Source organism: Veronia nyctiphanis, assembly GCF_004116385.1.
Lineage (GTDB): Bacteria > Pseudomonadota > Gammaproteobacteria > Enterobacterales > Vibrionaceae > Veronia > Veronia nyctiphanis.
This window is the reverse complement of the sequence record NZ_PEIB01000009.1, coordinates 25922-49512: the sequence shown is the minus strand read 5'-3', so window position 1 is coordinate 49512 and position 23591 is coordinate 25922. Positions and strand designations below refer to the sequence as shown.

Sequence of the window (23591 nt, the reverse complement as noted above, 5' to 3'; positions counted from 1 at the left end):
CTTCGACGGACTGGGCTGTGACGGCCTGAACGCCTGTGATAACGCAGGGCCTGTATTCAGCTGTGAGGACAATGTCAGAACAGCGACCTACACCGTTCAGGGAGAAGGAACGCGCAGCCCTCTGATACCTGATGGCAGCTATGAAAGCAAAGACGATTACCACGTTGAAGGTGTTGTTACAGCGGTCACCACTGGTCTCTATAAAGGATTCTGGCTGCAGGATGCGCAAGGTGACAACAATGATGCGACGTCAGATGGCATATTTGTCGTGTCTGACTCTGTGTCGGGTCTGAAGCCTGGCAGTCGCGTTTGTGCCGCAGGTAAAGTAAAGGAATACTATGGCTTCACGCAATTAGACGCCAAAGGTACTCAGTGGGAAGTGCTCGGTGAAACGTCGCCTCTGGCTGCAACAGCAGTAAGGGTGGAAGAGGGCGAGTCGCTGAAAGACGCGCTCGAGCGTTACGAAGGGATGCTGGTCACTCTAAATACTGAATCTGATATGGTGGTCACCCGTAACTTTGGCTATGACTACGATGCCAGACGCAACAACATGGTGCTGTCTCACCAAAATCCACTGGTAAAACCGACCCAGCTTTATCCTGCCAGTGATTTACGGACAGATATCTTAGCGCTGGACAACGCAAAGAACCGCCTCTACATTGAGTCTGACCAGAAGGCGCCGAATGGCGTGATCCCTTATTTCCCGGGGTTGGATGCTGAGCAAGGTATATCCGTATTTTTGACCGCTTGGAAAACATTGAAGGTGTAGTCGGCTTTAGCTTTGGCGAGTTCCGTCTGGTCGCAACAAATGAAATCTCTGCGTCTGACCTCGTTCATCAAAAAGACCGCACGGATGCCCCTGTTACTGTCGATGGCAGTAATCTGAAAGTTGCCAGCTTCAACGTGCTTAACTATTTCACCAGTGCCACTGAGATTGGCGGCGACCTCAACCCAACCTGTAAAGATCAGCGATGCTGATGCAAGCCGAGGCTGTAACCGTGGTGCGAAGAAGGCTGATGAATTTGCTTTGCAGCGTGAGAAAATTGTCAACGCGATGTTGGCGATTGATGCCGACATCTATGGCCTGATGGAAGTTGAAAACAATGGCTTTGGTGACGACGGTGCACTGTTCGACCTTATCGAGACGCTGAATGCACGTATGAGCAATACTGATGACCATTATGCGATGGTTATTCCGGCTACTGATTCTCTCAATGACGGCAAGTACCTCGGTGGAGACGCAATCATGGTTGCGCTTATCTATCGTCCGGCTAAAGCGACGCCAGCAGAGGCTGCCTCTGTGGTTCGTATGCCTGAACAACACATTAGCGGCGAAAACCCAGAGGGCGAAACAAAGCAACACGATAAATATCAGCGTGATTCACTGTTGCAAACATTTGAAGTATCTGGCGGCGAACGTTTATCTATTGCGGTCAACCACTTCAAATCGAAAGGCTCTGGCTGTTATGAGGATTGGGTAGCGGGTGAATTCACCAAAGACCCGGCAGATCTTCAGGGACGTTGTAATGAGTTCCGCGTATCTGCCGCTGAAATCTTGGGTAACTCACTGAAAGGGTTAGCGGGTGATGTGCTTGTACTGGGTGACTTCAATGCCTACGCGCAGGAAGATCCAATGCGAGTGCTGACGGATTACAATGCTGATGCCAACGTTCGTAAAATTGTTACTGCAGCAGGTACGTCTATTCAAGGGCAAACCATGGATGATGTAGCACGTGAGGTAGGCAATGGCTTCGGTTACACCAATCTCGCAACAACATTTGCTGGAGAAGATGCGTTTTCATATAGCTTTGACGGTGAACTGGGCAGCCTTGACCATGCACTGGGTAATGCGTCTGTGACCGAAAAGGTAGTGGCTGTTGAAGATTGGCACATCAACTCTGTAGAGAGCACCTTGTTTGAATACCCGAGCCGTTATACTGGGTCTTTGGTCAAGTCAGACAATGCTTTCTCATCGTCGGATCATGACCCTGTGATTATCAGCCTGAACTACCAACCTGTCGTAGAGCCATTTAGCCTGACAATCAGAAACAATAGCTTTTTCTGGGTCAAGCCGACCATTAATGGAGGTACAACAAGTACAGTCCTTGGTTAAGCTGGTTTGGTCGCGTTCGCTACGATCAAGACAGCGATTTCATCGAGCGTTTGGGTGTTGAGCTAGGGGATAAGGTGAACTTGACGATGTATATCTTCGGCTGGATCCCTGCCCATTGTGGTGAAACGACGTTGGATGGAAATAAAGTGGTAACACTGCGCGGTTTCCATTGCTCCATACGCTAATCGAGTGAGTGTCGCAGTGTAAAAGCTGCCAATTATTCGATAACCCTTTGCTTTTCAAATCGGACCCCATGTGGTCCGATTTTTTTGTTCTTATCGTCTTTATCTTGTCTACGCTTAAAAAGTCTCATTAATAACACTTGTGTAAACAACGTTAGTTTACCTGAGTTACCGATCACTCATACGCAAATGGACTGCCGATGACGTTATTGGAAACCCTTCAGAACTTTTATCGCTCAGGTATCTCCTCAGAGCTGGTAATCGATCCATTGATCGACCCTTGGTTGATCATTTTGGCGCTTCTGTTTGGTTTCAACAACGTGAGTTCGGCATTACATTTCAGGCCGCAGCAGCAATCTGTGCGGGGACAATCCTTTTTCAAATTACATGCGATAAACGGAGTGACACTTGCCATTGGGATATGGGTTGTACAGGGCCTCTGCCTGATTGCAATGACACCAGCCGCGTTTGTGCTCTCCGTTTCTCCTTTCCTCTGGGCGTTGGTGCCCCTGGTCATTGTCTGTCTTTTCTCCACGCATCAAACCGCTTATGGTCATGATGTTAGTCGTCTGGCAGGCTTGATGATTTTGAGCATGGTAGGTATCGCAGCTGCGCATTTTCTTGCTCTGGTATCCTTGCCCGCTATTAATATTTCCAACCAGCGGTTGCCGATATTTCTGTTTGGACTTGTGACCGCCTCAGTGTTGTTTTCACTTGGATATTGGCATGGGCTTATAAAAGCGAGAGAACATTCAGACTTTCTGCCGATGACAAAAGCCCTCTTATCTGGCATCGCAATTTGTTTGGCTATTATTGTCCTGAATGTCAGCACGGCGCAGTTAATTGATGTCGTAAATCTCCCCGAACCAAGAGACGTTCTGTCCATGGATAGAGTGCAGGCAGGTACTGTTTTGGTTGCTGTATCCATCGTCACTTATGTCGCAGCCCTTGCAAACTTCTTCCATTTCGTCGCCAAAAAGCGCCATCGAATACTCAAGACACACACTGAGTCTCTGGAAACCATGATTCAGACGGTGCAGGATGGCGTGATTGCCGTGAACAGCGCAGGGCTTGTGACCTTGTTTAACCCCGCTGCTGAAATGCTGTTTGGTTGGTCTGCCAAAGAGGTGATTGGCAGGAATGTTCGGATGCTGATAGGGGACGAACATCGCTATCGCCATGATGAGTACATCAATCGTTTTTTCCGTAACCAAACAGACTCATCCATTATCGGGAAAAGCCGCGAACTCACCGCAATGAAGAAAAATGGGATGACATTTCCCATTCGTCTGACTCTGGGTTTTTCACAGCGGGATGCTGAAGATGTATTTATCGCGACGGTTTGTGATATTTCCGAACAGCGGCAACAGACGCAATCATTGAGAGAAAACGCCAAACAGTACCGTACCCTCATTGCTAATCTGCCTGCGTTGACCTTCAGAGAAATGACGAGGGGAAGGCGGCAGATGGTGTATGTCAGTGACTCTGCCAAGCAATTAACCGGGTTCACCGCTTCGGCCCTCACTGGTGAACACGGGGGAGGCAGCTTTGTCGATCATGTGCATGAAGATGACCAGGCACACTACATGGAGAAGCGAGAAGAGGTGATACGGCAATGTTGCCATTATGAAGTGGAGTATCGCTTTGTGACGCGGAATGAAGAAGTCAAATGGTTGCTCGAGGTGGGCCACAGCTACCGTTCAGAGGACGGTGGCACGTGGATTGATGGTCTGATATTCGATGTGTCTGAGCGCAAACAGAAAGAGTTAGTCATGAACAATAAGGTCGAGCAGGCATCGCGGCTGACCGAGTCAAAAAGTTCTTTTTTAAACAATATGGGTACCGAGTTCAGAACCCCATTAAATTCAATGTTAGGGCTGGCTGATGTGTTGCTGGAGTCTGTCAAAGAGCCTGAACAGCGGCAGCATCTAGAAGTCATGCGCCGTTCGGGAAATGCCCTGTTAACACTGATCAATGATGCGATGGAAGCGTCTCGCTTTGAGAGCCGGGCTGTCTCGCTGGAGATGAGTGAGTTTTCATTGCTGCAACTTTGCCAACAAATTGAGTTTATTGCCCGAGAAACGTCAGACAGTGCAACGCTTGATATCCAGCTTGATTATTCAAGTCTATTGAACGAGCACTTTATTGGCGATGCCCGTCGTCTGAAACAGCTACTTCACAATATGGTCCGCAACACGCTTATTGTGGCTCCTGGTGGTGGCATACGCTTGCATGTCTATCCGTGGGAGGACGGCGTTCGACTGGCTGTTTCTGGTTATTCATCGTTACCTGAGTCAGCGTCAGAGGCCGAACTGAATCAGTCGATCTCCTCAAAGCTGATGGTACATCTGGTCGAGCTGATGGATGGCTTTCTGTGGTATGACGTGAAAGGAAGAACATCAATTATCTATGCTGATATTCCGCTTGCCTGCGCAAAGTCTGAAGTCAATGCAGTATCCAAGTTGGAAGCGACAGGTTTCCTTAACCCAGTTGAAATCGTTGTGGTCGACAGGCTGGCACGCAACCAAAAAGAAATCAGCGCGATATTGCTTAAAAAAGGGGCGAGGGTGCAGACTTTCACTACGCTATCTGCGGCCGTAAACGCAATGGAAACTAACCCTCCTGATATGCTTTTGATTGATGCATATGAGGAGGGAGTCTCGGAATGGAAAGGGTTGCAAGGTGAGGAACAGGCAATAGAGCCAGACAAACTGATACCGCAAATAATAGGAATGGCGGTAAGCGCTGATCCTACCCCTATCGATCAGTGGCTGGCTCGGGGGTTTGATCAACTTATACAAAAGCCGGTTGATACTGATGCGATGTACCTTGCCTTGCGTAATTGCGTTGATCAGGGCGTGGATCAACAAAAAATCACCCCAATTAGTTTAAAGCCCACCGAAGCGACTAGAGCCCTATTCAATCAACATTTAGCGATGCAACACTGGCAGAACAAACCGCTTTTCGCCAAAGTACTCGATGGCTTCTGGACGCGATACCATGATTTTCCCAATCAGCTTCAAAAAGAAACGAAAGCTTCTGAGCGACTCAGCCAAACCATAAAACGTGTCCGGGCATCGTCGCTGTGCATGGGCTTCGAGCGTTACGAACATTGGCTGGACAATGCTTACCGCGCGCTGCAGAACGAGAATGCCACCAAGTTTGATGAAGCGGTACAACAACTCGAGAGTTGTTTGTCTGAAAGCTATGAAAAAGCATTCGCGTACCTCGGGATCCGCCCAAGCTTTCCTGAACGTGATCAACCAAAAGCAACACCTTCATTGACGATAATTCAGGGGGCGACGACCTTTATTGAGGCATTGGAGAGTGGTCAACTTGACGAAGAGTCCTACTTCACTCTCATCCTCACCTTGTCAGTACGACTGAGCCCTTTGAGCTGGCGAAGTTTGTTCTGGCGATAGAAAACTTCGAGTTTGAAGAGGCATCAAGCCTGTTCAGAGCATTACAGGTATCGGCCAATCAAGGTACTGAGTGGGGGAGCCGTTATGGGTTATAAACTTTTAGTTGTCGATGATGAACCCAGTAATTTGCATGTACTGCGCAGTATCTTGAAAGAAGATTATGAGTTGTACTTTGCCAAAGATGGCGAGAAAGCGCTGGAAATGACACATAAGCTGCACCCTGATTTGATCCTGTTGGATGTCATCATGCCGGGTATTAATGGTTACGAAGTCTGTAAGGCGCTGAAAAACGATCCCGTAACAAGAGACACCCCAGTGGTTTTCGTCTCGTCCCTTGATGAAAACCAGAGTGAAATAGATGGCTTGAAATGTGGGGCTGTGGAGTTTCTGCACAAGCCTGTTTCTGCGCCGCTGGTCAAATCTCGGGTACGAAATATCCTTGAACATAACCGCTATGCATCCTTACTGGCGGGTTTCCAGTTCTTATCGGATTGCATCGGACGAGAGGCTGGTGAACAGGAAGACAAAGAGCACCTTGTTAGACTGGCCGGACTGGCAGAAATACTGGCGGACAAGTATGGCCTCTCCAAGACGAGAGTCGATGATATGCGATTGGCTCTTCCGTTGATAAACATGGGTGGCTTGTTGAGCAAACCAGAGGCTCTCAGCGAGGCAGAGCATGCGATGTCATTGCTTGCGGGTTCTCCTAAAGGTTTTTTACAATTGGTTGCAGCGATAATTCGGCAAGAGAGCGATGCAGGAAACGGTAACAGCGAAAATCACCACACTTCCCTTTTTGCCGATGAGATAGCGCTTTATCAACTTGCAAGTAGGATAGATAGCGCGTTGAGTGATAAACAAGCCTTGTCAGGAGATGACCTGCAACTTGAACTTGAAGCGCTTAGCTCATCAATAAAAGACGACGTTTCGCCTGAGCTGTTGAATATGATTGAACTTTGCAAAGGTCCAATAGTGACGTATTACCAAAGCTACAACCAGACTCACTAAACCTCTGGCTCACTGGATGCAACACGGAGTCAGACTGTGGTAGCATTGCGCCGCCAGTGAGCGGTCTATGTAACAATCGAGTGAACCAAGCAGTGCTTCTGATAATCGACAACTATGATTCTTTTACCTACAACTTGTACCAATACTTTTGTCAGCTGGGACAAGAGGTCGAGGTTCATCGCAACGACAGCATCAGCCTTTCCGACATTGAAGTCATGGCACCCAGTCATTTGGTGATTTCCCCCGGCCCTTGTACGCCGGATGAGGCGGGTATATCTCTCGATGTCATCACTCGTTTCGCAGGTAAAATTCCTATTCTCGGGGTATGCCTTGGGCATCAGTCTCTTGCTCAGGTGTTTGGTGGCAATGTAATTCGCGCCAAAGAAGTAATTCATGGCAAAACCAGCCCGGTTCTACATAACGACACTGGTGTATTTTCAGGGTTGAACATGCCATTGCGGGTGACGCGTTATCACTCGCTGGTGGTGGAGAAAACATCGTTACCTGATTGTTTTGAGATCACGGCATGGACAGAAAAAGACGGGCAGTTTGATGAAATTATGGGGATCCGTCATAAAAAACTGCCCCTCGAAGGCGTACAATTCCACCCAGAAAGTATTCTGACCGAGCAGGGACATGACTTATTAGCTAACTTCTTGCAAATGAAAGTCTGATCTTCCTCTAGTTTTTAACTTAAAGTTTCCCTGCCTTTTTCACACTGGCTGCTGGGATATTATGCAGTCAGTAAATTAGTCTTTTTCTCTATTTCCTATCAGGAAAGACACTCTTAACCATCAGGCTATTAATTCTTTGCGTGATATTACGCATAACTATCATCCCTGATTGAATATCTCAGACTGCACTGTGAAGCGAATAAGATTTTCGTCTATTGATGCAGTTAAATAAATGTAAATACTATGCTTAAAGCAGTATCGACAGAAGGAATCGATCGATGTCAGCAGAATTTAAAGTAGAACGTAATTTATTCGATGAGGTCATGGTGCCTTGTTACTCTCCAATGCCAATGATCCCCGAGCGCGGAGAGGGCTCGAAGCTTTGGGATCAGGAAGGTCGTGAATACATCGACTTTGCAGGCGGTATCGCAGTGAGCTGTCTGGGTCATTGTCACCCAGTGATGGTTAATGCACTGAAAGATCAGGCTGAAAAGCTTTGGCACCTCAGCAATGTCATGACAAACGCACCGGCGCTGAGATTGGCGAAGAAACTGACCGATCTGTGTTTCGCAGACAAAGTATTTTTTGCGAACTCTGGCGCTGAAGCCAATGAAGCGGCACTAAAACTGGCTCGTCGCTGGGCAAAAGAAGTACACGGTGAAGAGAAAAGTGAAATCATTTCATTCTCTCAAGCTTCCACGGTCGTACATTCTTCACCGTGACGGTCGGTGGTCAGGCTGCCTATTCTGATGGGTTTGGCCCTAAGCCCGGCCATGTTACTCACCTGCCATACAATGATCTCGACGCCCTTGCCGAAGCAATGTCATCGCGTACTTGCGCGATTATGATGGAGCCGCTGCAGGGTGAAGGTGGCATTGTTACCCCGGATGATGAGTTCCTCAAAGGGGTTCGAGAGCTGTGTGATAAGCACAATGCGCTACTTATTTTTGATGAAGTGCAAACGGGTAACGGCAGAACAGGTGAATTCTATGCGTACCAGCACTCGGGTGTCGAGCCAGACATTCTCAGCACTGCGAAGTCTCTCGGTGGCGGCATTCCTATTGGTGCCATGCTAACGACGACTGAGCTAGCTGAACACATGAAAGTGGGAACGCATGGCTCGACCTATGGCGGCAACCCGCTGGCATGTGCTGTGGCTGAAGCGGTAATTGATGAAGTCAGCAAACCAGAAGTGCTGGAAGGGGTGAAGATTCGTGAAGCATGGTTCCGCGAAGGTTTGACGCAACTGAATGAAAAGTATGGTTTGTTCAAAGAAATTCGTGGTAAAGGCCTTTTGGTGGGTGCTGCGCTGAATGACGAATGGCAGGGCCGTGCACGTGATGTGCTTATTGCTTCGGGTGAGGAAGGTCTGCTGTTGCTGGTGGCGGGTGCCAATGTGGTGCGCTTTACTCCGTCACTGGTTATTACTGAAGAAGAAGTTAAGGAAGGCTTTGCACGTCTGGATCGTGCTCTAGCCAAAGTAACGGCGAAGTAATTCGCCGTTTGCATCTGGAGGATAATGATGCTGGTAATCCGACCCATTCGAGAGTCTGATATTGATGCGCTGATGCTATGCGCTGAGGAGTCAGGCCACGGTTTCACCTCTCTTCCTGTCGACGAGGATATGTTGAAAGGACGAATCTGCCATTCTGTTGAAAGCTTTAAGAAACATGTCACTGAACCTGGCATGGAAGGCTATCTGATGGTCGCCGAAGATACAGAAACGGGTGAAATCGCTGGTACCACGGGTATTGAGGCTGCGATAGGCCTAGACAATCCATTTTACAGCTATCACATCAGCAAAGTGGTACACCATTCACGTCGCCTCAATGTACACAACATTGTTGAAGTCCTGACGTTTGGTAACGATTACACAGGCGCGACAGAAGTCTGCACTTTGTTCTTACGTCCCGAATTTCGAGGTGGACTGAACGGGAAACTGCTCTCGAAATGTCGTTTTCTGATGCTAGCCCAGTTCCCTGAGCGTTTCTCTGACGTGGTTTTTGCGGAAATGCGCGGCGTGTCTGACGAGAACGGGAACTCGCCTTTCTGGGCATGGCTCAAAGAGCATTTCTTTTCCATCGACTTTACGCTGGCAGATTATCTTACGGGTATCGGTCAGAAAGGTTTTATTGCCGATCTGATGCCGAAGCTGCCCATCTACGTAAACTTGTTGAGCGATGAGGCACGTGCGGTGATTGGACAGGTCCATGAAAAAACCCGCCCGGCGCTGAAAATGCTTGAGAAAGAAGGTTTCACCTGTCGTGGACATGTCGATATTTTTGACGCCGGACCGACTGTCGAATGTCTGCGTCAAAACATCAGTTCTGTCCGACGTTCGTTTACAGCGACTGCGCAAATCACTGAGCACAGCAGCGCGCAGGACTTTCTGATCTCAAATACTGATTTTGAGGAATTCAGAGCGACGGCCGCCAAGATTGGTGTCGATGAAGAGCGCAATATGGCACTGGTGTCAAAAGATGTCGCAGCAGCATTAAATATTGTCGATGGCGACGCCGTTCGTCTGGTGTCGTTATAGGAGAGTAAGAATGACACATTGGATTGCCAATCAGTCAGTGGAAGGTGATGGCGAGCATTTCGACTCCCTTAACCCATTTAACAGTCAGGTCGTCTGGTCAGGGAAGGGCGCATCCACAGAGCAGGTCGAGCACGCTGTATCAGTGGCGACAGAGGCCTTTAAGAGCTGGCGAAATACTCCCTTTGAAGCGCGTCAGGCACTGGTTGAACGTTTTGCCGAGCTGGTAAAAGAGAACAGTGAACATATTGCCACTGTCATCGCCGAAGAAACGGGTAAGCCGCTTTGGGAAACCCGCACAGAGGCAGGGGCAATGGTCGGTAAAATAGCCATCTCTGTCCGCGCCTATCTAGAGCGTACCGGAGGCCGAGCGAAAGATGTTGCTGGTACACAGGCTGTGCTTCGTCATCGTCCTCTTGGCGTAATGGCGGTTTTTGGTCCTTACAACTTCCCCGGACACTTGCCAAATGGCCATATTGTTCCAGCATTGCTGGCAGGCAATACCGTGGTCTTCAAGCCGTCCGAGCTGACGCCAAAAGTTGCGGAAGAAACCATGAAATTATGGGTCGAAGCGGGCTTACCTGAAGGCGTGATTAATATGGTTCAGGGTGGCAGAGAAACGGGTATTGCCCTGTCCCAGTCTGAAGGTATCGATGGGGTCTTATTTACAGGTAGCGCCAACACAGGCCACCTGCTTCATCGTCAGTTTGCTGGAGAGCCGGGTAAGATGCTGGCCCTCGAGATGGGGGGAACAACCCCATGGTCATCACTGATGCGTATGGCGACCTCGATGCGACGGTTTATACCATCGTCCAGTCTGCCTTCATCAGTGCGGGTCAACGCTGTACCTGTGCCCGTCGTCTCTATATCCCTTCGGGTGAGCGTGGCGATGCCTTGCTGGAACGCCTTGTTGCAGTGACTACTGATATTCAGGTTGGCGGGCAGTTTGATGAGCCCGCGCCGTTTATGGGATCGCAGATCTCCAAAGTGGCAGCCGAGTCAATCATTGCAGCGCAGCAGGGTCTTGTCTCTCAGGGGGGACAATCACTGGTTGAGGCAGCGCTCCTGCATGATGCTGTGGTATCGCCCGGTATCATTGATGTGACTGACGTCGCCGAGTTACCAGATGAAGAATATTTTGGCCCACTGCTACAAGTGATCCGTTATGACGGATTAGCATCGGCTGTGGAGATGGCTAATGATACCCGTTATGGCCTGTCAGCAGGTCTGGTCTCTGATGATGACAATGAGTGGCAGTATTTCCTCGATAATATTCGTGCAGGTATCGTCAACCGAAACCGTCAGCTCACTGGTGCCAGTGGCGATGCACCTTTCGGTGGACCGGGAGCATCCGGTAACCTGAGGCCAAGCGCTTACTATGCGGCGGATTACTGTGCATATCCAATGGCATCAATGGAAGGTGATGATGTTGTCCTTCCCGGTACATTGAGCCCTGGCATCCATCTTTAACGGAGAGAAGCATGAACCGAGTACAGACGTTTTTTGAACATCTTTGGCAAGATTACACAGTCAGACTCTGTCCTTCAGCAGCGAAAGTCCATGCGTTGTTGGAAGAGGGGCAGCCACTGATTAATGATCATATTGCACTGCGAACGTTCAACCTACCAAAGACCGGTTTGGACAGACTGGCTGCACCGTTTATTGCGCTAGGCTACGAGCCGAAAGGTGAGTACGTTTTCGAGAGCAAAAAGCTGTACGCGAGACATTTTGAGCTGCCGGGCACGGAGGCGCCAAAGGTCTTTATCAGTGAATTGATGGTGGGTCAGTGCTCCAATGAATTGCAGCAAACAGTGCGTGCGCTGGTTGATCAAATCCCTGACGAAGCGTTAGATGACCATGCCTTTTTGTATCACGGCCGTCAGTGGCAGTTGGACTTCGATACTTACAAAAAGCTTGCTGCAGAGAGTGAATACGCTGGATGGTTAGCAGCACATGGTTTTGGCGCTAACCATTTCACTGTCAGTGTGAACCAGTTGAGTACCTTTGAGCATGTTGTCGATGTTAACAATGCGCTGCGCAAAGCGGGTTTCGACATCAATATGTCAGGCGGTGAGGTGAAAGGTAGCCCAGATGTTTGTCTCGAGCAGTCTTCTACTATGGCAGACAAGGTAGATGTAGCCTTCACAGATGGAATACATGCTATTCCTGGTGGTTTTTATGAGTTTGCTAAACGCTATGCTTTGCCGTCAGGTGAGCTATACCATGGCTTTGTCGAGGCATCCGCAAACAAAATCTTTGAAAGCACAGACAGCGAATGACATCTGTAAGCGCAGAGCAAAAAAAGCAGCCTATTGGCTGCTTTTTTATTGAATATTGAGCTCTTGTAGTTCTCTGGGGCAGGCAATTTGTCCACCGGCAGAAATGATCAGTGAGGGAAGTTCGACATGGATGTCATTACTGATAGCGTACTGCTGCTGATAATGTGTGAGCCCTGAAAAGCCGTTCATTTCTGCACTGAAAGAGCGGTTGACAACCTGTTGCTTGGTTCGGACATCTGTTACTGCTTTCTCGATATTCATGTTTACCCTGAAAGACCAGAAAATCATACAAAGTTGTTACTAAACACTAGCATTAGACTGTGAAAATGACATGAATATCTGGGAGATACAAATCACAGAGATAAAAAAAACCACCTATCAGGTGGCTTTTTTAAGGTTTATATCGGTGAGCGTTAAATTAACGCGTACCGTAAACAACGATAGTTTTACCGTGAGCTGAAATCAGATTCTGCTCTTCAAGCATCTTCAGAATACGACCAACTGTTTCACGTGAACAACCGACGATCTGACCGATTTCCTGACGGGTAATTTTGATTTGCATACCGTCTGGGTGAGTCATCGCATCAGGTTGTTTCGCCAGGTTAAGCAAAGTCTGTGCAATGCGGCCTGTAACATCCAAGAATGCCAGATCACCAACTTTTTGGCTGGTTACTTGCAGTCGACGAGCCATCTGAGAAGAGAGGCGCATCAGGATGTCAGGGTTAACCTGAATTAGTTGACGGAATTTCTTGAAGGAGATCTCTGCAACTTCACACGGTGATTTAGCACGAACCCAAGCAGTACGCTCCTGATCTTCCTCAAATAGGCCCAGTTCGCCAATAAAGTCTCCCTGGTTGAGGTATGAGAGGATCATCTCTTTGCCTTCTTCATCCTTGATTAGCACAGCAACGGAACCTTTAACGATGTAGTAAAGGGTTTCCGCTTTTTCACCAGCATGGATCAGCGTGCTCTTCGACGGATACTTATGAATGTGGCAGTGCGATAGGAACCATTCTAATGTTGGGTCGGTTTGAGGTTTTCCTGGAACCATAAATCTCATTTCCTCTGCGTTTGTTGCCCGATTATATGTCCGTATAGTCATCCTGGGGCAACATATTCCATGCTAGCCTGACAACAAAAAACTCGGTCAGGCAGGCGACAAGCTTTCTCTACAGTTTAAGAGTCTATCCTTTTTTCGGTTCGATTTCTTGAATTTGATAAAAGGTATTTGATTTGGCCCACACTTCGCAGTGATAACTGTCACGCTTGGGCCGGAAACCGATAGAAAAAGTCAAAACATAGAGACTTAGTATCAATTTTGACGCACAAAATCTCGTCTTTACGGTCAGTTAAGATCCTGAAACGGGATTGGGCTCAAAGTTTGATATTAGATATGACACCAATTTTTACATTTATTGTGTAAAAATTCATCTTTGCAAGCAGAGTGGGGGCTAGATCCCCCCAGAAAAAAATGAAATTCTCAGTTTAGGGACGGACTGTCGAGATCGTCAGTCAGCGATTGTCGAATATCCTCGCGGATTTCGATATCCGCTGCCATATTTGGGTGATCGACGCCTGCCCTCATGGGAGTTTCTTTCTTCAGTGCGATAATCATTGATGGTGAGAGTTCGAACCGAAGAAAATGGACGCTTGATGTCTTCTCTTCATTGTCGCGCTCAAGGTCTTCGTCACAAATCGGATAGACTTTCTCGTCACCTTCCACCTGAAGCCACACCTTGTCTTCGACTCCCTTGAGGCTTTCAAGTGCAATTTTCCGTTCATCAGGGTCTGAGTATTCAAGCATCAGGGTTGCTTTAAGGTTACTTCCATCTGGAATTAACGGGTTGTAGGCGGCGAGCTCTTCGTCGATACCATCAGGCTCGAAGATTTTTTCAATCCTCAGCATTTCCTGGATTTGGTAATGCACCGTGCGGCGGTCCTCGAAATATAGCCTTGCATGTTTGTTGATTGCTAACTGCCGGCTTTTTTTGTGCTGCATGATGTCACTGCGAAAAGCCGCCCGGTTACGGGCATATTCTTCAAGTGTCATCAAATCGTTCACAGTAAGCTTATCCATAGTCATACTCCCTCAATTACAATCCATAGGCCTGTCTTAGCAGTGTCATAGGATGAACTGGCTTCTCAATATCAGCCAGTCTCGCCACATGGCTGGCAGCCATTGGGCAATCGCTGGCAAAATGATCGGCATTTGCCTGCTTCACCTTCTTCGCCACAGGACGGCCTATTTTTACAGCCTTGTCGTAGGTTTCGACTTTGACTGCGTATGTACCGTCGTGACCTGAGCACCTTTGTTCAGCTGTGACTTGGGTGTTTGGAACCAGTTTGAGGATATCTGCCGTTTTGAGGCCAATATTCTGCACTCTGAGATGACAGGCTACATGGTAGCTGATGTCACCCAAGGGCGCGCTGAACTCGGTATCCAGTTTCCCTGCTTTGTGTCTCAGCATCAGATATTCAAACGGATCAAAGAATGCGTCACGTACCTTGAGCACATCTTCGTTATCCGGGAATAGCAGGGGTAACTCTTGTTTAAACATTAATACGCAAGAGGGAACAGGAGCGATGAGATCGAAGCCTTTGTCGACCATTGCCAATAACTGGGGAAGGTTTTTCTCCATCGCATGGGCAACACTATCAAGGTCGCCAAGCTCCATTTTTGGCATGCCACAGCACTGTTCTTTGCCAACCACCTCAATGTGGATATTGTTGTGCTGGAATACTTTGAAAAAATCATCACCCAATTCAGGGCTGTTGTAGTTGCCGTAACAGGTAGTGAACATAGCGACTTTACCCGTGGTGCCATTGACGGCCTCCGAAGGAATGTCTTTGTTCAAAGGTTTGACCCGCTTGCGCAGGGTATTGCTGTGATACTTGGGGACTTTAGCGTCTTTGTGCACACCGGCTTTGTGCAATACGCTGCGAAACGCGCCGTTGTTGTTCATCGCATTAACGGTGATGTCCACTATCGGGATGGTTGCCATACCACCAACAAGGTCAGTACTGGAGAGAAGTTTGTCTCTAACAGATGCACCCTGCTCTTTGAATTTGACGGCTTTTGCGCGGAGCATAAGATGAGGAAAATCAATTTCCCACTCGTGAGGTGGAACGTATGGGCATTTGGTCATGTAGCACATGTCGCAGAGGTAACATTGGTCTGCAACTTTCTGATAATCCTTTTTGTCTACACCATCGACCTCAAAAGTATCTGATTCATCAATCAGGTCGAACAGTGTCGGGAAAGCATCACACAGGCTAACGCAGCGTCGGCATCCATGACATACATCAAAAACCCTTTCCATCTCTGCGTTGAGGGAATCTTTGTCATAAAAATCAGCTGACTGCCAGTCGATTGCGTGACGTGTCGGGGCTTCAACGCCACCTTCTCGTTTGTCTTTCATCGGCAGTTTCCTTTGAGGGGTGGCAATGACCACCCCTGAAGATCTTGGTCAGGTTTAACCGTCAAGATTATCCAGTGCTTTCTGGAAGCGGTTTGCGTGGCTGCGTTCAGCTTTTGCCAGCGTTTCAAACCAATCAGCAATCTCATCAAACCCTTCGTCTCTCGCGGTTGATGCCATACCGGGATACATATCGGTATATTCATGGGTTTCGCCAGCGATAGAGGCTTTGAGGTTTTCGGTCGTGTTGCCCATGGGAAGACCCGTTGCCGGATCCCCGACTTCTTCAAGATATTCGAGGTGTCCGTGCGCATGGCCGGTTTCACCTTCGGCGGTAGAGCGGAATACTGCAGCAACATCATTGTAGCCTTCGATGTCGGCTTTTGATGCAAAGTAGAGATAACGGCGGTTTGCTTGGCTTTCGCCAGCAAACGCGTCTTTCAAGTTCTGCTCAGTTTTGCTTCCTTTTAATGACATAACCTTTCTCCTTAGTAGTCAGGTTGTGAGTCTAGTGCTCGTCATTAAGTAAAGGTCAGAAACTGGTATTGAGCTAATGAATAATAATGGAATGATTAATCGGTTTTATCGATGGTGAAAACTCGTTCACACATCGATAAAGTTGACTCAAAAAATGGACATTATCCAATCTTACCTGTGTCAATAAGTTGCTGAACGAGTGGACGCATAATCAGTTCCATAGCAAAGCTCATCTTACCGCCCGGTACAACAAGCGTATTATGGCGTGACATAAACGAACCTTGGATCATTGAAAGCAGGTAAGGAAAATCGACATTCTTAATACCGCGGAAACGGATCACGACAAAACTTTCATCAAGGCTGGGAATCGCTTTTGCGCTGAGAGGGTTGGAGGTATCCACGGTGGGGACGCGCTGAAAGTTGATGTGTGTACGACTGAACTGAGGCGTGATGTAGTTCAGGTAGTCATCCATAGAACGTACGATAGAGTGCATGACAGCTTCACGTGAATGCCCCCGATCTCGGGTATCGCGCACCGATTTTTGTATCCATTCGAGGTTGACTATGGGTACCATGCCAACAAGCAGGTCAACATGCTGCGCGGCATTCACTTCACCGTCGACAACGCCGCCGTGCAAGCCCTCATAAAAGAGTACATCGGTATTTTCCGGTAAATCTTGCCATGCCGTGAATGTGCCCGGCATCTGGTTATAGGGGACGGCTTCATCAAAGGTATGAAGATAGCGGCGAAATTGCCCGGTACCATTGCCGCCATATTCACGGAAAAAAGCTTCCAGCTTTTGAAAGTCGTTGGCCTCGGGTCCGAAATAGCTAATGTGTCGACCCTGCTCTTTGGCTTTTTTGATTTCGACATCCATCTCCGGACGGGTGTAACGGTGAAAACTGTCACCTTCGACCCACGCGGCGCTGACATTCATCATATTGAACATCTTTCTGAATGCGTCAGTAGTGGTTGTCGTTCCTGCGCCGGATGAACCGGTAACCGCAATAATTGGATGTTTTGCAGACATGACTAGCCCTGTCAAAAATTTTCAGTGAATGTTAAGACAATAAACAGTGAGCTGAGGAGAGATCAAGCTGATGAGCCAGAACTGAGGTCTCGACATAACTTAATGTCGACTGTTTCATGCAGCTCAGAGTAAACCACCACCGCTTCTTTATTTTTTAGTAAGTTAACGACTTGAGTGACTTTGTCGTCAAAACTGATTTCTGTTTCACCATAATCTGTGCCTTCGCGTAACACGAAGTGTTCAATCAGATTTCTCAGAGTTTCTTCGGGAATGTCTTGCCATGGGACAATCATCTGTTGTCTCGCTTATCAGCTATGGGTAATCAGTCAGTGAGCCGATTTCATCGGCAGCCGGATTTTAATCGTGCAGCCGATGAAATGACAGTGTTTCAGGATGTCGGGAGAGGGTTACAGTCCGTTGATGTTTCTGTTTGAGTGTGGTGAACACGACCAAGGTGCGGAGCAAGAAATTCAGGCACGGCTTTTTCAAGCCAGAATACAGGCTCTGAAAGGCTACCGCTCATAAACCCGACGTGTCCGCCGTATTCTGTTAGCTGGTAGTCGATGTTGTCAGGCAATGTTTGGGTCGGAATAACCGCATCGGTCATGAAGGGGTCATCTTTTGCGTGGATCACTTTGAATGGCTGGCGAACCTGAGGTAACACGACTAACCCGCTGCATTGCTGATAATAACTGTCAGCACTGTCAAAGCCGAACATTGGCGCAGTCACACGCTGATCAAATTCATAAATGGATGAAATGTCTATCTTATCGCCTGAAGATAAACTGCCTACTTTAGGGTGCCTCATAAGGCGTTCTTTTAAGGTGTGGTTCATGCTATTCAGCAGATACGCCTGATAGACTCTGGAAAAGCCCTTTTGGATGCGTGTTGCGCAGTCGCCCAGATCCAGTGGTGGCGAAATGGCACATCCTGCTACCAGGTTGGCGTCTTGTTGATATTTCGCCAGATATTGAATGAGCATATTACCGCCCAAAGACACCCCTACCGCCGCTTTTGGCACATCAGGGAAGTGTTCGGTCAGGTAGTTGATGAAGAACCTGGCGTCTTGGGTTTCACCGGAATGATAACCACGAGGTAAACGGTTTAGTGCGCCACTGCAGCCACGAAAGTGCATCACCACACCCAGCCAGCCACGCGCTTTGAATGCAGCCATTAGACCGTTGGCATAGGGGCTATGAAAACAACCCGCAAGCCCGTGAAAGAGCACAACAACGGGTTTGTTTTTTGCTTGTTCTGGGGCTTCCGTCCAGCAAATATCGAGGAAATCCCCATCGTCGGTATCTAAACGCTGCCAAACAGGTTCAAACAGTGCTTTTCTGCGAATAAATCGAGGGAGTAAGGTTTGAAGATGTGGGTTACTGATACCGGCTATTGGTGTAAATTCTATTGTCAAAGCGCTCTTCCTGATAATTTGTTTAACGAAACTCAGGGGCGTGAACACCCTGTTTTTGTATCAAACACTATCGTTATTACGATATGCGGGTCAATAAAGGGTACAAATGCACTGCGGAAGCTGAGAGCTGAAGGCAGTAACTTTTGACGGCGGAATGTCCTCCAGTGAGCCAAGGCAAGTGATTGACGGCAGCAATAAGATCTTGCTGTTGTTTCTTTTCCAGCATCAGCTCAAAGTTCAACAGCTTTTGATAACCGGAGTGGGAAAGCTCCGCCTTAAGGTCTCGGCGAACCTGACGATAACGCCTCAGAAGTGTCTCGCTGTCAGAAAGCGCACTCTTCAATTTGTAAAGGTCGCTATCGCTTAGAGAAAATTCTGAGAGCTCCAGCCAGACAAGAAGCAGAGCAAGGTTGACGTTACCTTGGTAGTCATCCTGCAGTTTCAGGCAGGCGTGTTTAACGTCGTGGTGACTGTAATGAGAAAGGCTAAACTGCCACAGCGCTTCCGCTGTGGCTTGCTGAATCATTGGCTTTGGAAAGCTGCTTCCATGGTTTCCAGTTCCTCCTGGAGTTCCATCCATTCCGTCTCAACCTCTTCCAGGGACGATTTGGCCTCTGCCTGCTGCCTGAGGACGTCCGTTAACTTATCCTTATTCTGCGCCTCATAGATGGATGGCTCTGCCAGCTCTGCTTCTGCGTTGTTCAGCATTACTGTCAGGCGTTCCAGCTCGTTATCCATCTTATCAATTTTTTTCCGCAGTGGGGCAGTTTGTCGTCTGAACTCTGCCTCCAAGCGCTTTTGTTCTTTACGATTAACCTGACTGTTTGTGCTAACAGGCTTGTCAGCATTGGCTGATTCTTCTTTTCGAGCCGCTTTTTGCTGCTCTGACAGCCACTGGTGGTAATCCTCTAGATCGCCTGAAAACGGTGCGACTTGTTGATCATGGACCAAATACAGGTCATCGGTGGTGGTTTTCAGCAAGTACCTGTCGTGACTGACAATAACCATGGCACCTTCAAATGACTGGAGTGCCAAGGTCAGCGCCTGACGCATATCCAAATCAAGGTGGTTGGTTGGTTCATCGAGCAACAACAAGTTGGGCTTTTGCCAGACAATCAGCGCCAGTACCAGACGGGCTTTTTCTCCGCCAGAAAAGGGCGCGATGGGGTCGAGCGCTTTGTCGCCATGAAAACCAAAGCTGCCGAGGAAATCACGAAGTTGCTGCTCGTTAGCCTCTGGTGCCAGTCTGGCGAGGTGCTGAATAGCAGTATCGTCGTCTCGCAAGGTTTCCAATTGGTGTTGGGCGAAGTAGCCAATTTTTACGCCCTGAGAATAAGATAACTCGCCAGCTTTAGCGGGCAGATCCCCGGAAAGTAGTTTTATCAGGGTCGATTTACCTGCGCCGTTACGACCGAGAAGACCAATACGGCTTCCCGGGACTAAATTGAGGTGAATATTATCGAGGATCAGTTTATCCGCGTAACCTGCGGAGACTTTCTCCATCATCAGAATGGGATTCGGCAGCGCAGCAGGCTCTCTGAATTCAAAACTGAACGGGTTATCGAACTGAGCAGGCAGGACTTTCTCCATCCGTTCCAGTGCTTTGATTCGGCTCTGCGCCTGACGGGCTTTGCTGGCTTTATAACGGAACCTGTCGATATACGACTGCATGTGAGACATCTGTTTTTGCTGCTTCTGGAACATCGCTTGTTGCAGGAGCAGTTTCTCTGCACGCATGGTTTCAAAAGCAGAGTAGTTGCCCGTGTACTCATTCAAAGTGTTGTTTTCAATGTGCACAATGCGATTGACCACTGGGTCTAAGAAATCTCGGTCATGCGAGATAAGCACCAGCGTCCCGCGATAATTCTGCAGCCATTTCTCCAGCCACATAACCGCATCGAGATCCAAGTGGTTGGTTGGCTCATCGAGCAGCAGCAGATCGGAGCGACAAATCAGTGCCTGAGCAAGGTTCAGGCGCATACGCCAACCACCAGAGAACTGCGTTAGGTGCCAGCCCATCTGCTGTTGGCTAAAGCCTAAGCCGTTGAGTAGCTCTGCCGCTCTGGCACGGATGGTATAGCCACCGACAGCATCTATTTTGTCGTGGAGCAAAGCAACTTGATTACCGTCGTCCCGCATTTCTGCGGCTTTGAGTTCGCGTTCAAGGTCGCGATATTCACGGTCGCCGTCAATCACATACTCAATCGCTTCCCGTTCAAGCGCAGGGGTTTCTTGCGCTACCCAGCAAGCTGCCAGCCAGAGGGGTAATTGCAGTTTCCCGCATCCAGTGTCACTTCGTGGCGAAGCAGGGCAAACAGGCTTGATTTTCCGCAGCCGTTTTTTCCCACCAATCCCACTTTATCGCCGGGGTGGATGGTGGCTGAGGCGCCATCAAGAAGTGGCTTTCCGCCACGGAGTAACTGAATATCAGAAAGAGTGATCATGAATACTGCGCGGGCAGTCCGCTCCATGTGATTAGACAAACTAACGCGGAGTTATACCAGTATTGGCCTGTGGCTACCAGTCGACAGGGTCGATAAACCTGACAGACCTTTGCTTAACCACAGATTATTGGATTTGAACGATACTATTTAAAAGCTTTATGTAATCATTAAAACCGAGAGTTAAACCGTAGTCCGGCACAGGAAAGTGTCGACGTTCATAAGGATGGTGCTGTTCAGATGGAAAGCCACCCAAATACCATGTTCCTGCCGAAGGTCTTGGTGATTTTCGCGCATCCCTATCCGCACGAGTCTGTGGCCAATAAACCCATGCTCGATGCAATTGAGGCCCTGCCTCATGTGACCTTGCATGATTTATACGGGGAGTACCCCGACTTCATGATTGATATTACTCACGAGCGGCAGCTTTTGACTGAGCATGATGTGATTGTGTTTCAACACCCACTGCAAATGTATTCCTGCCCTTCTTTGTTGAAGGAGTGGATAGACGTTGTGCTGGGTAAAGGGTTTGCTCACGGTGGTGGCGAGGCACTGGCCGGAAAATTGTGTCGGTTTGTTGTGACTACAGGCGGTGCAGCCGAAGCGTTTTGCCAGACGGGATACAACAAATACAGCATGGACGAGCTATTGCAGCCGTTCGAGCTGACGGCGCTGCTTTGCAAGATGCGTTGGGTTTCGCCACTGGTGCTTCACTGGGCCAGACGCGTCACTGATGAAGATCGTGAAGCACATGCTGAGATTTATGCCGACTGGTTACTCAACCCTGTACCGGAGGTAGTGTGATGGAACATAGCTATCTTGAAGGTGCATTGATATTTCTTATTGCTGCAGTGGTTGCCGTGCCGCTTGCCCAGCGTATGGGCCTTGGCTCAGTGCTGGGTTACCTGATTGCAGGTATTGTGATTGGTCCTTGGGGACTTGGGCTCATCAGTGATGTCGACGCCATTTTGCACTTCTCCGAATTTGGTGTGGTTCTGCTGCTGTTCCTGATTGGTTTGGAGCTAAACCCCAAAAAACTTATCCAGATGAGAAAGCCTATTTTGGGGCTTGGCGGCAGTCAGGTGCTGATCACGTTAATTCTTATCACTGGCGCTGTTGCCCTTCTGGGTGTTGGGCTCACTGATTCTTTCGTTATTGGTATGGGACTTGCGCTTTCCTCTACTGCCATTGCGATGAAAATCATTGAAGAACAGCGGCTGATGACATCAGAAGTGGGTAATTCAGGTTTTGCCGTACTCCTATTTCAGGATATTGCGGTGATTCCTATGCTGGCGATACTGCCTGCCCTTGCGGGTGGTACCAGTGGCAGCTGGCTCGATGTGCTGACGATGTTCGGTGGCATTATCGTTTTGCTGGTCGGCGGTCACTATTTATTGCGTCCTCTTTTCCGCTGGGTAGTCCTCAGTGGCGTCAGTGAGCTGTTTAATATCGCTGCCTTGTTGTTGGTGATCGGTATTGCGGTTGGGATGCAAAAGCTCGGCCTGTCGATGGCACTAGGTACCTTTCTAGCGGGTGTACTGCTTGCCGAAAGTGAGTACCGACATGAGTTGGAAATCTCCATCGAGCCATTTAAGGGTATTTTGCTGGGTCTGTTCTTTATCGCGGTGGGCATGGCGGTAGACCTTGGCCTGTTGCTGAAGTATCCGCTTGAAGTGCTTGTTGCTGTGATTGCGCTGATTTGCGTGAAAAGTGCGGTGATTTACACTCTGACTCGCGGGTTTGGGATCGGAGAGCGAAATCGCAGTCAGGTTGCACTTTTGTTGAGTCAAGGCGGTGAGTTCGCTTTCGTGTTGTTTACCGCAGCACGTGGCGAGGGCCTACTATCCCCTGAACTAAACAGCTTCTTGCTGGTGGTGGTCAGCCTTTCCATGATGACAACACCGCTGCTGTTGGTCTCGCAGAAAATATGGTTTAGTCATGACTTTAACGATAATCCTGAGCCGGAGAATACCCAGTTTAAGCAGCAGGAAGACCGGGTTATTGTCGCGGGCTTCGGGCGTTTCGGTCAGCTTGTTGGCCGTCTATTGTTCGCCAATAAAATCAAATTAACCATTCTCGAACGTGACCCTTCCCAGATAGCATTATTGCGACGCTTTGGCTATAAGGTCTATTATGGCGACGCCACACAACTTGACTTGTTGCGTGCCGCGGGCGCAGCGTCAGCAAAAGCCATTGTTGTGTGCACCGACTCACCGGAAGAAGTGCTGGAGATAGTCGACCTTTGCCGACGCCACTTTCCAAACCTTAAAGTGATGGCGCGTGCGAGGAGCCGGGTTGAGGCGAATGAGTTGATGGGGCATGGTGTGGATGGCTTTGCCCGTGAAACGTTTCTCAGTGCACTCGATCTTGGCAGACAGACGTTGATCGCTATTGGTATGCATCCGTACAAAGCTAAGCGTGCCGAGGCGTATTTCAGGAAACTTGATGAAACCCGTCTCCACGAAATGCAGCCACATCACAGCGAAGATGTGGGTGCAGCCTCCCGTACCAAAGAGGCGAGGCTTGAACTGGAAGAGTTGTTTGATTTAGAAATGCAGGGTGACACTGAGCGCCACCATAGCTGGAACAGGGAATAGA

The 23591-nt window shown here is 48.7% G+C and carries 19 protein-coding genes and 3 pseudogenes; 12 read left to right on the top strand and 10 right to left on the bottom strand.

Features of this window, described 5'->3' with window-relative positions; all coding sequences use genetic code 11:
• Window positions 1–268: 268 nt before the first annotated feature.
• The 10 genes and pseudogenes from CS022_RS26180 (at window position 269) to CS022_RS09245 (ending at window position 12214) form a co-directional block, all read left to right on the top strand.
• The gene (locus CS022_RS26180; protein ID WP_235869356.1) at window positions 269–769 is read left to right on the top strand and encodes a hypothetical protein; all 501 of its coding nucleotides are present in this window, start codon (window positions 269–271) and stop codon (window positions 767–769) included.
• Window positions 748–978: a hypothetical protein gene (locus tag CS022_RS26175; RefSeq protein WP_235869354.1), complete on the top strand. Its 231-nt coding sequence runs from the start codon at window positions 748–750 to the stop codon at window positions 976–978. Before CS022_RS26180 ends, CS022_RS26175 begins: the two co-directional genes overlap by 22 nt.
• On the top strand, window positions 935–2113 hold the full coding sequence (locus CS022_RS26170) for an ExeM/NucH family extracellular endonuclease (RefSeq protein WP_235869352.1): 1179 nt from the start codon (window positions 935–937) through the stop codon (window positions 2111–2113). The genes CS022_RS26175 and CS022_RS26170 overlap by 44 nt, the downstream gene beginning before the upstream one ends.
• Window positions 2114–2495: 382 nt before the next feature.
• Window positions 2496–5717, top strand: coding sequence for a PAS domain S-box protein (locus tag CS022_RS09275; protein WP_129122048.1), 3222 nt, complete (start codon window positions 2496–2498; stop codon window positions 5715–5717).
• An 84-nt stretch (window positions 5718–5801) separates the two neighbouring features.
• Window positions 5802–6725 carry a response regulator gene (locus CS022_RS09270; protein WP_129122047.1) on the top strand — a complete coding sequence of 308 codons (924 nt, stop codon included), beginning with the start codon at window positions 5802–5804 and terminating at the stop codon, window positions 6723–6725.
• 92 nt (window positions 6726–6817) lie between these two features.
• The gene (locus CS022_RS09265) at window positions 6818–7399 is read left to right on the top strand and encodes an aminodeoxychorismate synthase component II (protein WP_129122046.1); all 582 of its coding nucleotides are present in this window, start codon (window positions 6818–6820) and stop codon (window positions 7397–7399) included.
• Window positions 7400–7677: 278 nt separating this feature from the next.
• Window positions 7678–8894, top strand: a pseudogene (locus tag CS022_RS09260) (aspartate aminotransferase family protein).
• 27 nt (window positions 8895–8921) lie between these two features.
• A complete protein-coding gene (gene astA, locus CS022_RS09255) occupies window positions 8922–9938 on the top strand; it encodes an arginine N-succinyltransferase (RefSeq protein ID WP_129122123.1) in 1017 nt (338 codons plus the stop codon).
• A pseudogene (astD, locus tag CS022_RS09250) lies at window positions 9907–11405 on the top strand (succinylglutamate-semialdehyde dehydrogenase). Before astA ends, astD begins: the two are co-directional and overlap by 32 nt.
• Before the next feature lie 11 nt (window positions 11406–11416).
• Window positions 11417–12214: a DUF1338 domain-containing protein gene (locus CS022_RS09245; RefSeq protein ID WP_129122045.1), complete on the top strand. Its 798-nt coding sequence runs from the start codon at window positions 11417–11419 to the stop codon at window positions 12212–12214.
• A 45-nt stretch (window positions 12215–12259) separates the two neighbouring features.
• Here CS022_RS09245 and CS022_RS09240 read toward each other — a convergent pair whose 3' ends face one another.
• The 10 genes and pseudogenes from CS022_RS09240 to CS022_RS09195 all read right to left on the bottom strand — a co-directional run bounded on the left by CS022_RS09240 (window position 12260) and on the right by CS022_RS09195 (window position 20996).
• Window positions 12260–12475 (bottom strand): hypothetical protein, encoded by a 216-nt coding sequence (locus CS022_RS09240; protein WP_129122044.1) that lies wholly within the window; start codon window positions 12473–12475, stop codon window positions 12260–12262.
• Between the two features lie 157 nt (window positions 12476–12632).
• Window positions 12633–13265, bottom strand: coding sequence for a cAMP-activated global transcriptional regulator CRP (crp, locus tag CS022_RS09235; protein WP_002535199.1), 633 nt, complete (start codon window positions 13263–13265; stop codon window positions 12633–12635).
• A 429-nt stretch (window positions 13266–13694) separates the two neighbouring features.
• Window positions 13695–14291 (bottom strand): DUF3501 family protein, encoded by a 597-nt coding sequence (locus tag CS022_RS09230; protein WP_129122043.1) that lies wholly within the window; start codon window positions 14289–14291, stop codon window positions 13695–13697.
• 16 nt (window positions 14292–14307) lie between these two features.
• On the bottom strand, window positions 14308–15633 hold the full coding sequence (locus CS022_RS09225) for a heterodisulfide reductase-related iron-sulfur binding cluster (RefSeq protein WP_129122042.1): 1326 nt from the start codon (window positions 15631–15633) through the stop codon (window positions 14308–14310).
• Between the two features lie 54 nt (window positions 15634–15687).
• The gene (locus CS022_RS09220; RefSeq protein ID WP_129122041.1) at window positions 15688–16107 is read right to left on the bottom strand and encodes a rubrerythrin family protein; all 420 of its coding nucleotides are present in this window, start codon (window positions 16105–16107) and stop codon (window positions 15688–15690) included.
• Between the two features lie 161 nt (window positions 16108–16268).
• A complete protein-coding gene (locus CS022_RS09215) occupies window positions 16269–17138 on the bottom strand; it encodes a phosphoribulokinase (protein ID WP_129122040.1) in 870 nt (289 codons plus the stop codon).
• 62 nt (window positions 17139–17200) lie between these two features.
• Entirely contained in the window at window positions 17201–17431 is a 231-nt protein-coding gene (locus CS022_RS09210; RefSeq protein ID WP_129122039.1) for a YheU family protein, read from the bottom strand.
• Between the two features lie 95 nt (window positions 17432–17526).
• The gene (locus CS022_RS09205) at window positions 17527–18552 is read right to left on the bottom strand and encodes a hydrolase (protein ID WP_408057231.1); all 1026 of its coding nucleotides are present in this window, start codon (window positions 18550–18552) and stop codon (window positions 17527–17529) included.
• A gap of 76 nt (window positions 18553–18628) precedes the next feature.
• Window positions 18629–19132, bottom strand: a complete 504-nt coding sequence (locus CS022_RS09200) for a TIGR02444 family protein (protein ID WP_129122038.1) — start codon at window positions 19130–19132, stop codon at window positions 18629–18631.
• Window positions 19075–20996: pseudogene (locus tag CS022_RS09195) on the bottom strand (ABC transporter ATP-binding protein). Before CS022_RS09195 ends, CS022_RS09200 begins: the two are co-directional and overlap by 58 nt.
• 237 nt (window positions 20997–21233) lie before the next feature.
• On the opposite strand from CS022_RS09195, the gene kefG reads away from it, so the two are divergent.
• Both kefG and kefB read left to right on the top strand, forming a co-directional pair.
• A complete protein-coding gene (gene kefG, locus CS022_RS09190) occupies window positions 21234–21797 on the top strand; it encodes a glutathione-regulated potassium-efflux system ancillary protein KefG (RefSeq protein WP_129122037.1) in 564 nt (187 codons plus the stop codon).
• On the top strand, window positions 21797–23590 hold the full coding sequence (gene kefB, locus CS022_RS09185) for a glutathione-regulated potassium-efflux system protein KefB (RefSeq protein ID WP_129122036.1): 1794 nt from the start codon (window positions 21797–21799) through the stop codon (window positions 23588–23590). The genes kefG and kefB overlap by 1 nt, the downstream gene beginning before the upstream one ends.
• Window position 23591: the final 1 nt, after the last annotated feature.

Bases quoted from the DNA above. Each gene is read 5' to 3' on its own strand.
- CS022_RS09210 (WP_129122039.1), bottom strand. From the start codon at position 17,431: ATGATTGTCCCATGGCAAGACATTCCCGAAGAAACTCTGAGAAATCTG.
- crp (WP_002535199.1), bottom strand. From the start codon at position 13,265: ATGGTTCCAGGAAAACCTCAAACCGACCCAACATTAGAATGGTTCCTA.
- CS022_RS09230 (WP_129122043.1), bottom strand. From the start codon at position 14,291: ATGGATAAGCTTACTGTGAACGATTTGATGACACTTGAAGAATATGCC.
- CS022_RS09245 (WP_129122045.1), top strand. From the start codon at position 11,417: ATGAACCGAGTACAGACGTTTTTTGAACATCTTTGGCAAGATTACACA.
- CS022_RS09215 (WP_129122040.1), bottom strand. From the start codon at position 17,138: ATGTCTGCAAAACATCCAATTATTGCGGTTACCGGTTCATCCGGCGCA.
- CS022_RS09270 (WP_129122047.1), top strand. From the start codon at position 5,802: ATGGGTTATAAACTTTTAGTTGTCGATGATGAACCCAGTAATTTGCAT.
- kefG (WP_129122037.1), top strand. From the start codon at position 21,234: ATGGAAAGCCACCCAAATACCATGTTCCTGCCGAAGGTCTTGGTGATT.
- CS022_RS09225 (WP_129122042.1), bottom strand. From the start codon at position 15,633: ATGAAAGACAAACGAGAAGGTGGCGTTGAAGCCCCGACACGTCACGCA.
- CS022_RS09220 (WP_129122041.1), bottom strand. From the start codon at position 16,107: ATGTCATTAAAAGGAAGCAAAACTGAGCAGAACTTGAAAGACGCGTTT.
- kefB (WP_129122036.1), top strand. From the start codon at position 21,797: ATGGAACATAGCTATCTTGAAGGTGCATTGATATTTCTTATTGCTGCA.
- astA (WP_129122123.1), top strand. From the start codon at position 8,922: ATGCTGGTAATCCGACCCATTCGAGAGTCTGATATTGATGCGCTGATG.
- CS022_RS09240 (WP_129122044.1), bottom strand. From the start codon at position 12,475: ATGAATATCGAGAAAGCAGTAACAGATGTCCGAACCAAGCAACAGGTT.
- CS022_RS09275 (WP_129122048.1), top strand. From the start codon at position 2,496: ATGACGTTATTGGAAACCCTTCAGAACTTTTATCGCTCAGGTATCTCC.
- CS022_RS09200 (WP_129122038.1), bottom strand. From the start codon at position 19,132: ATGGATGGAACTCCAGGAGGAACTGGAAACCATGGAAGCAGCTTTCCA.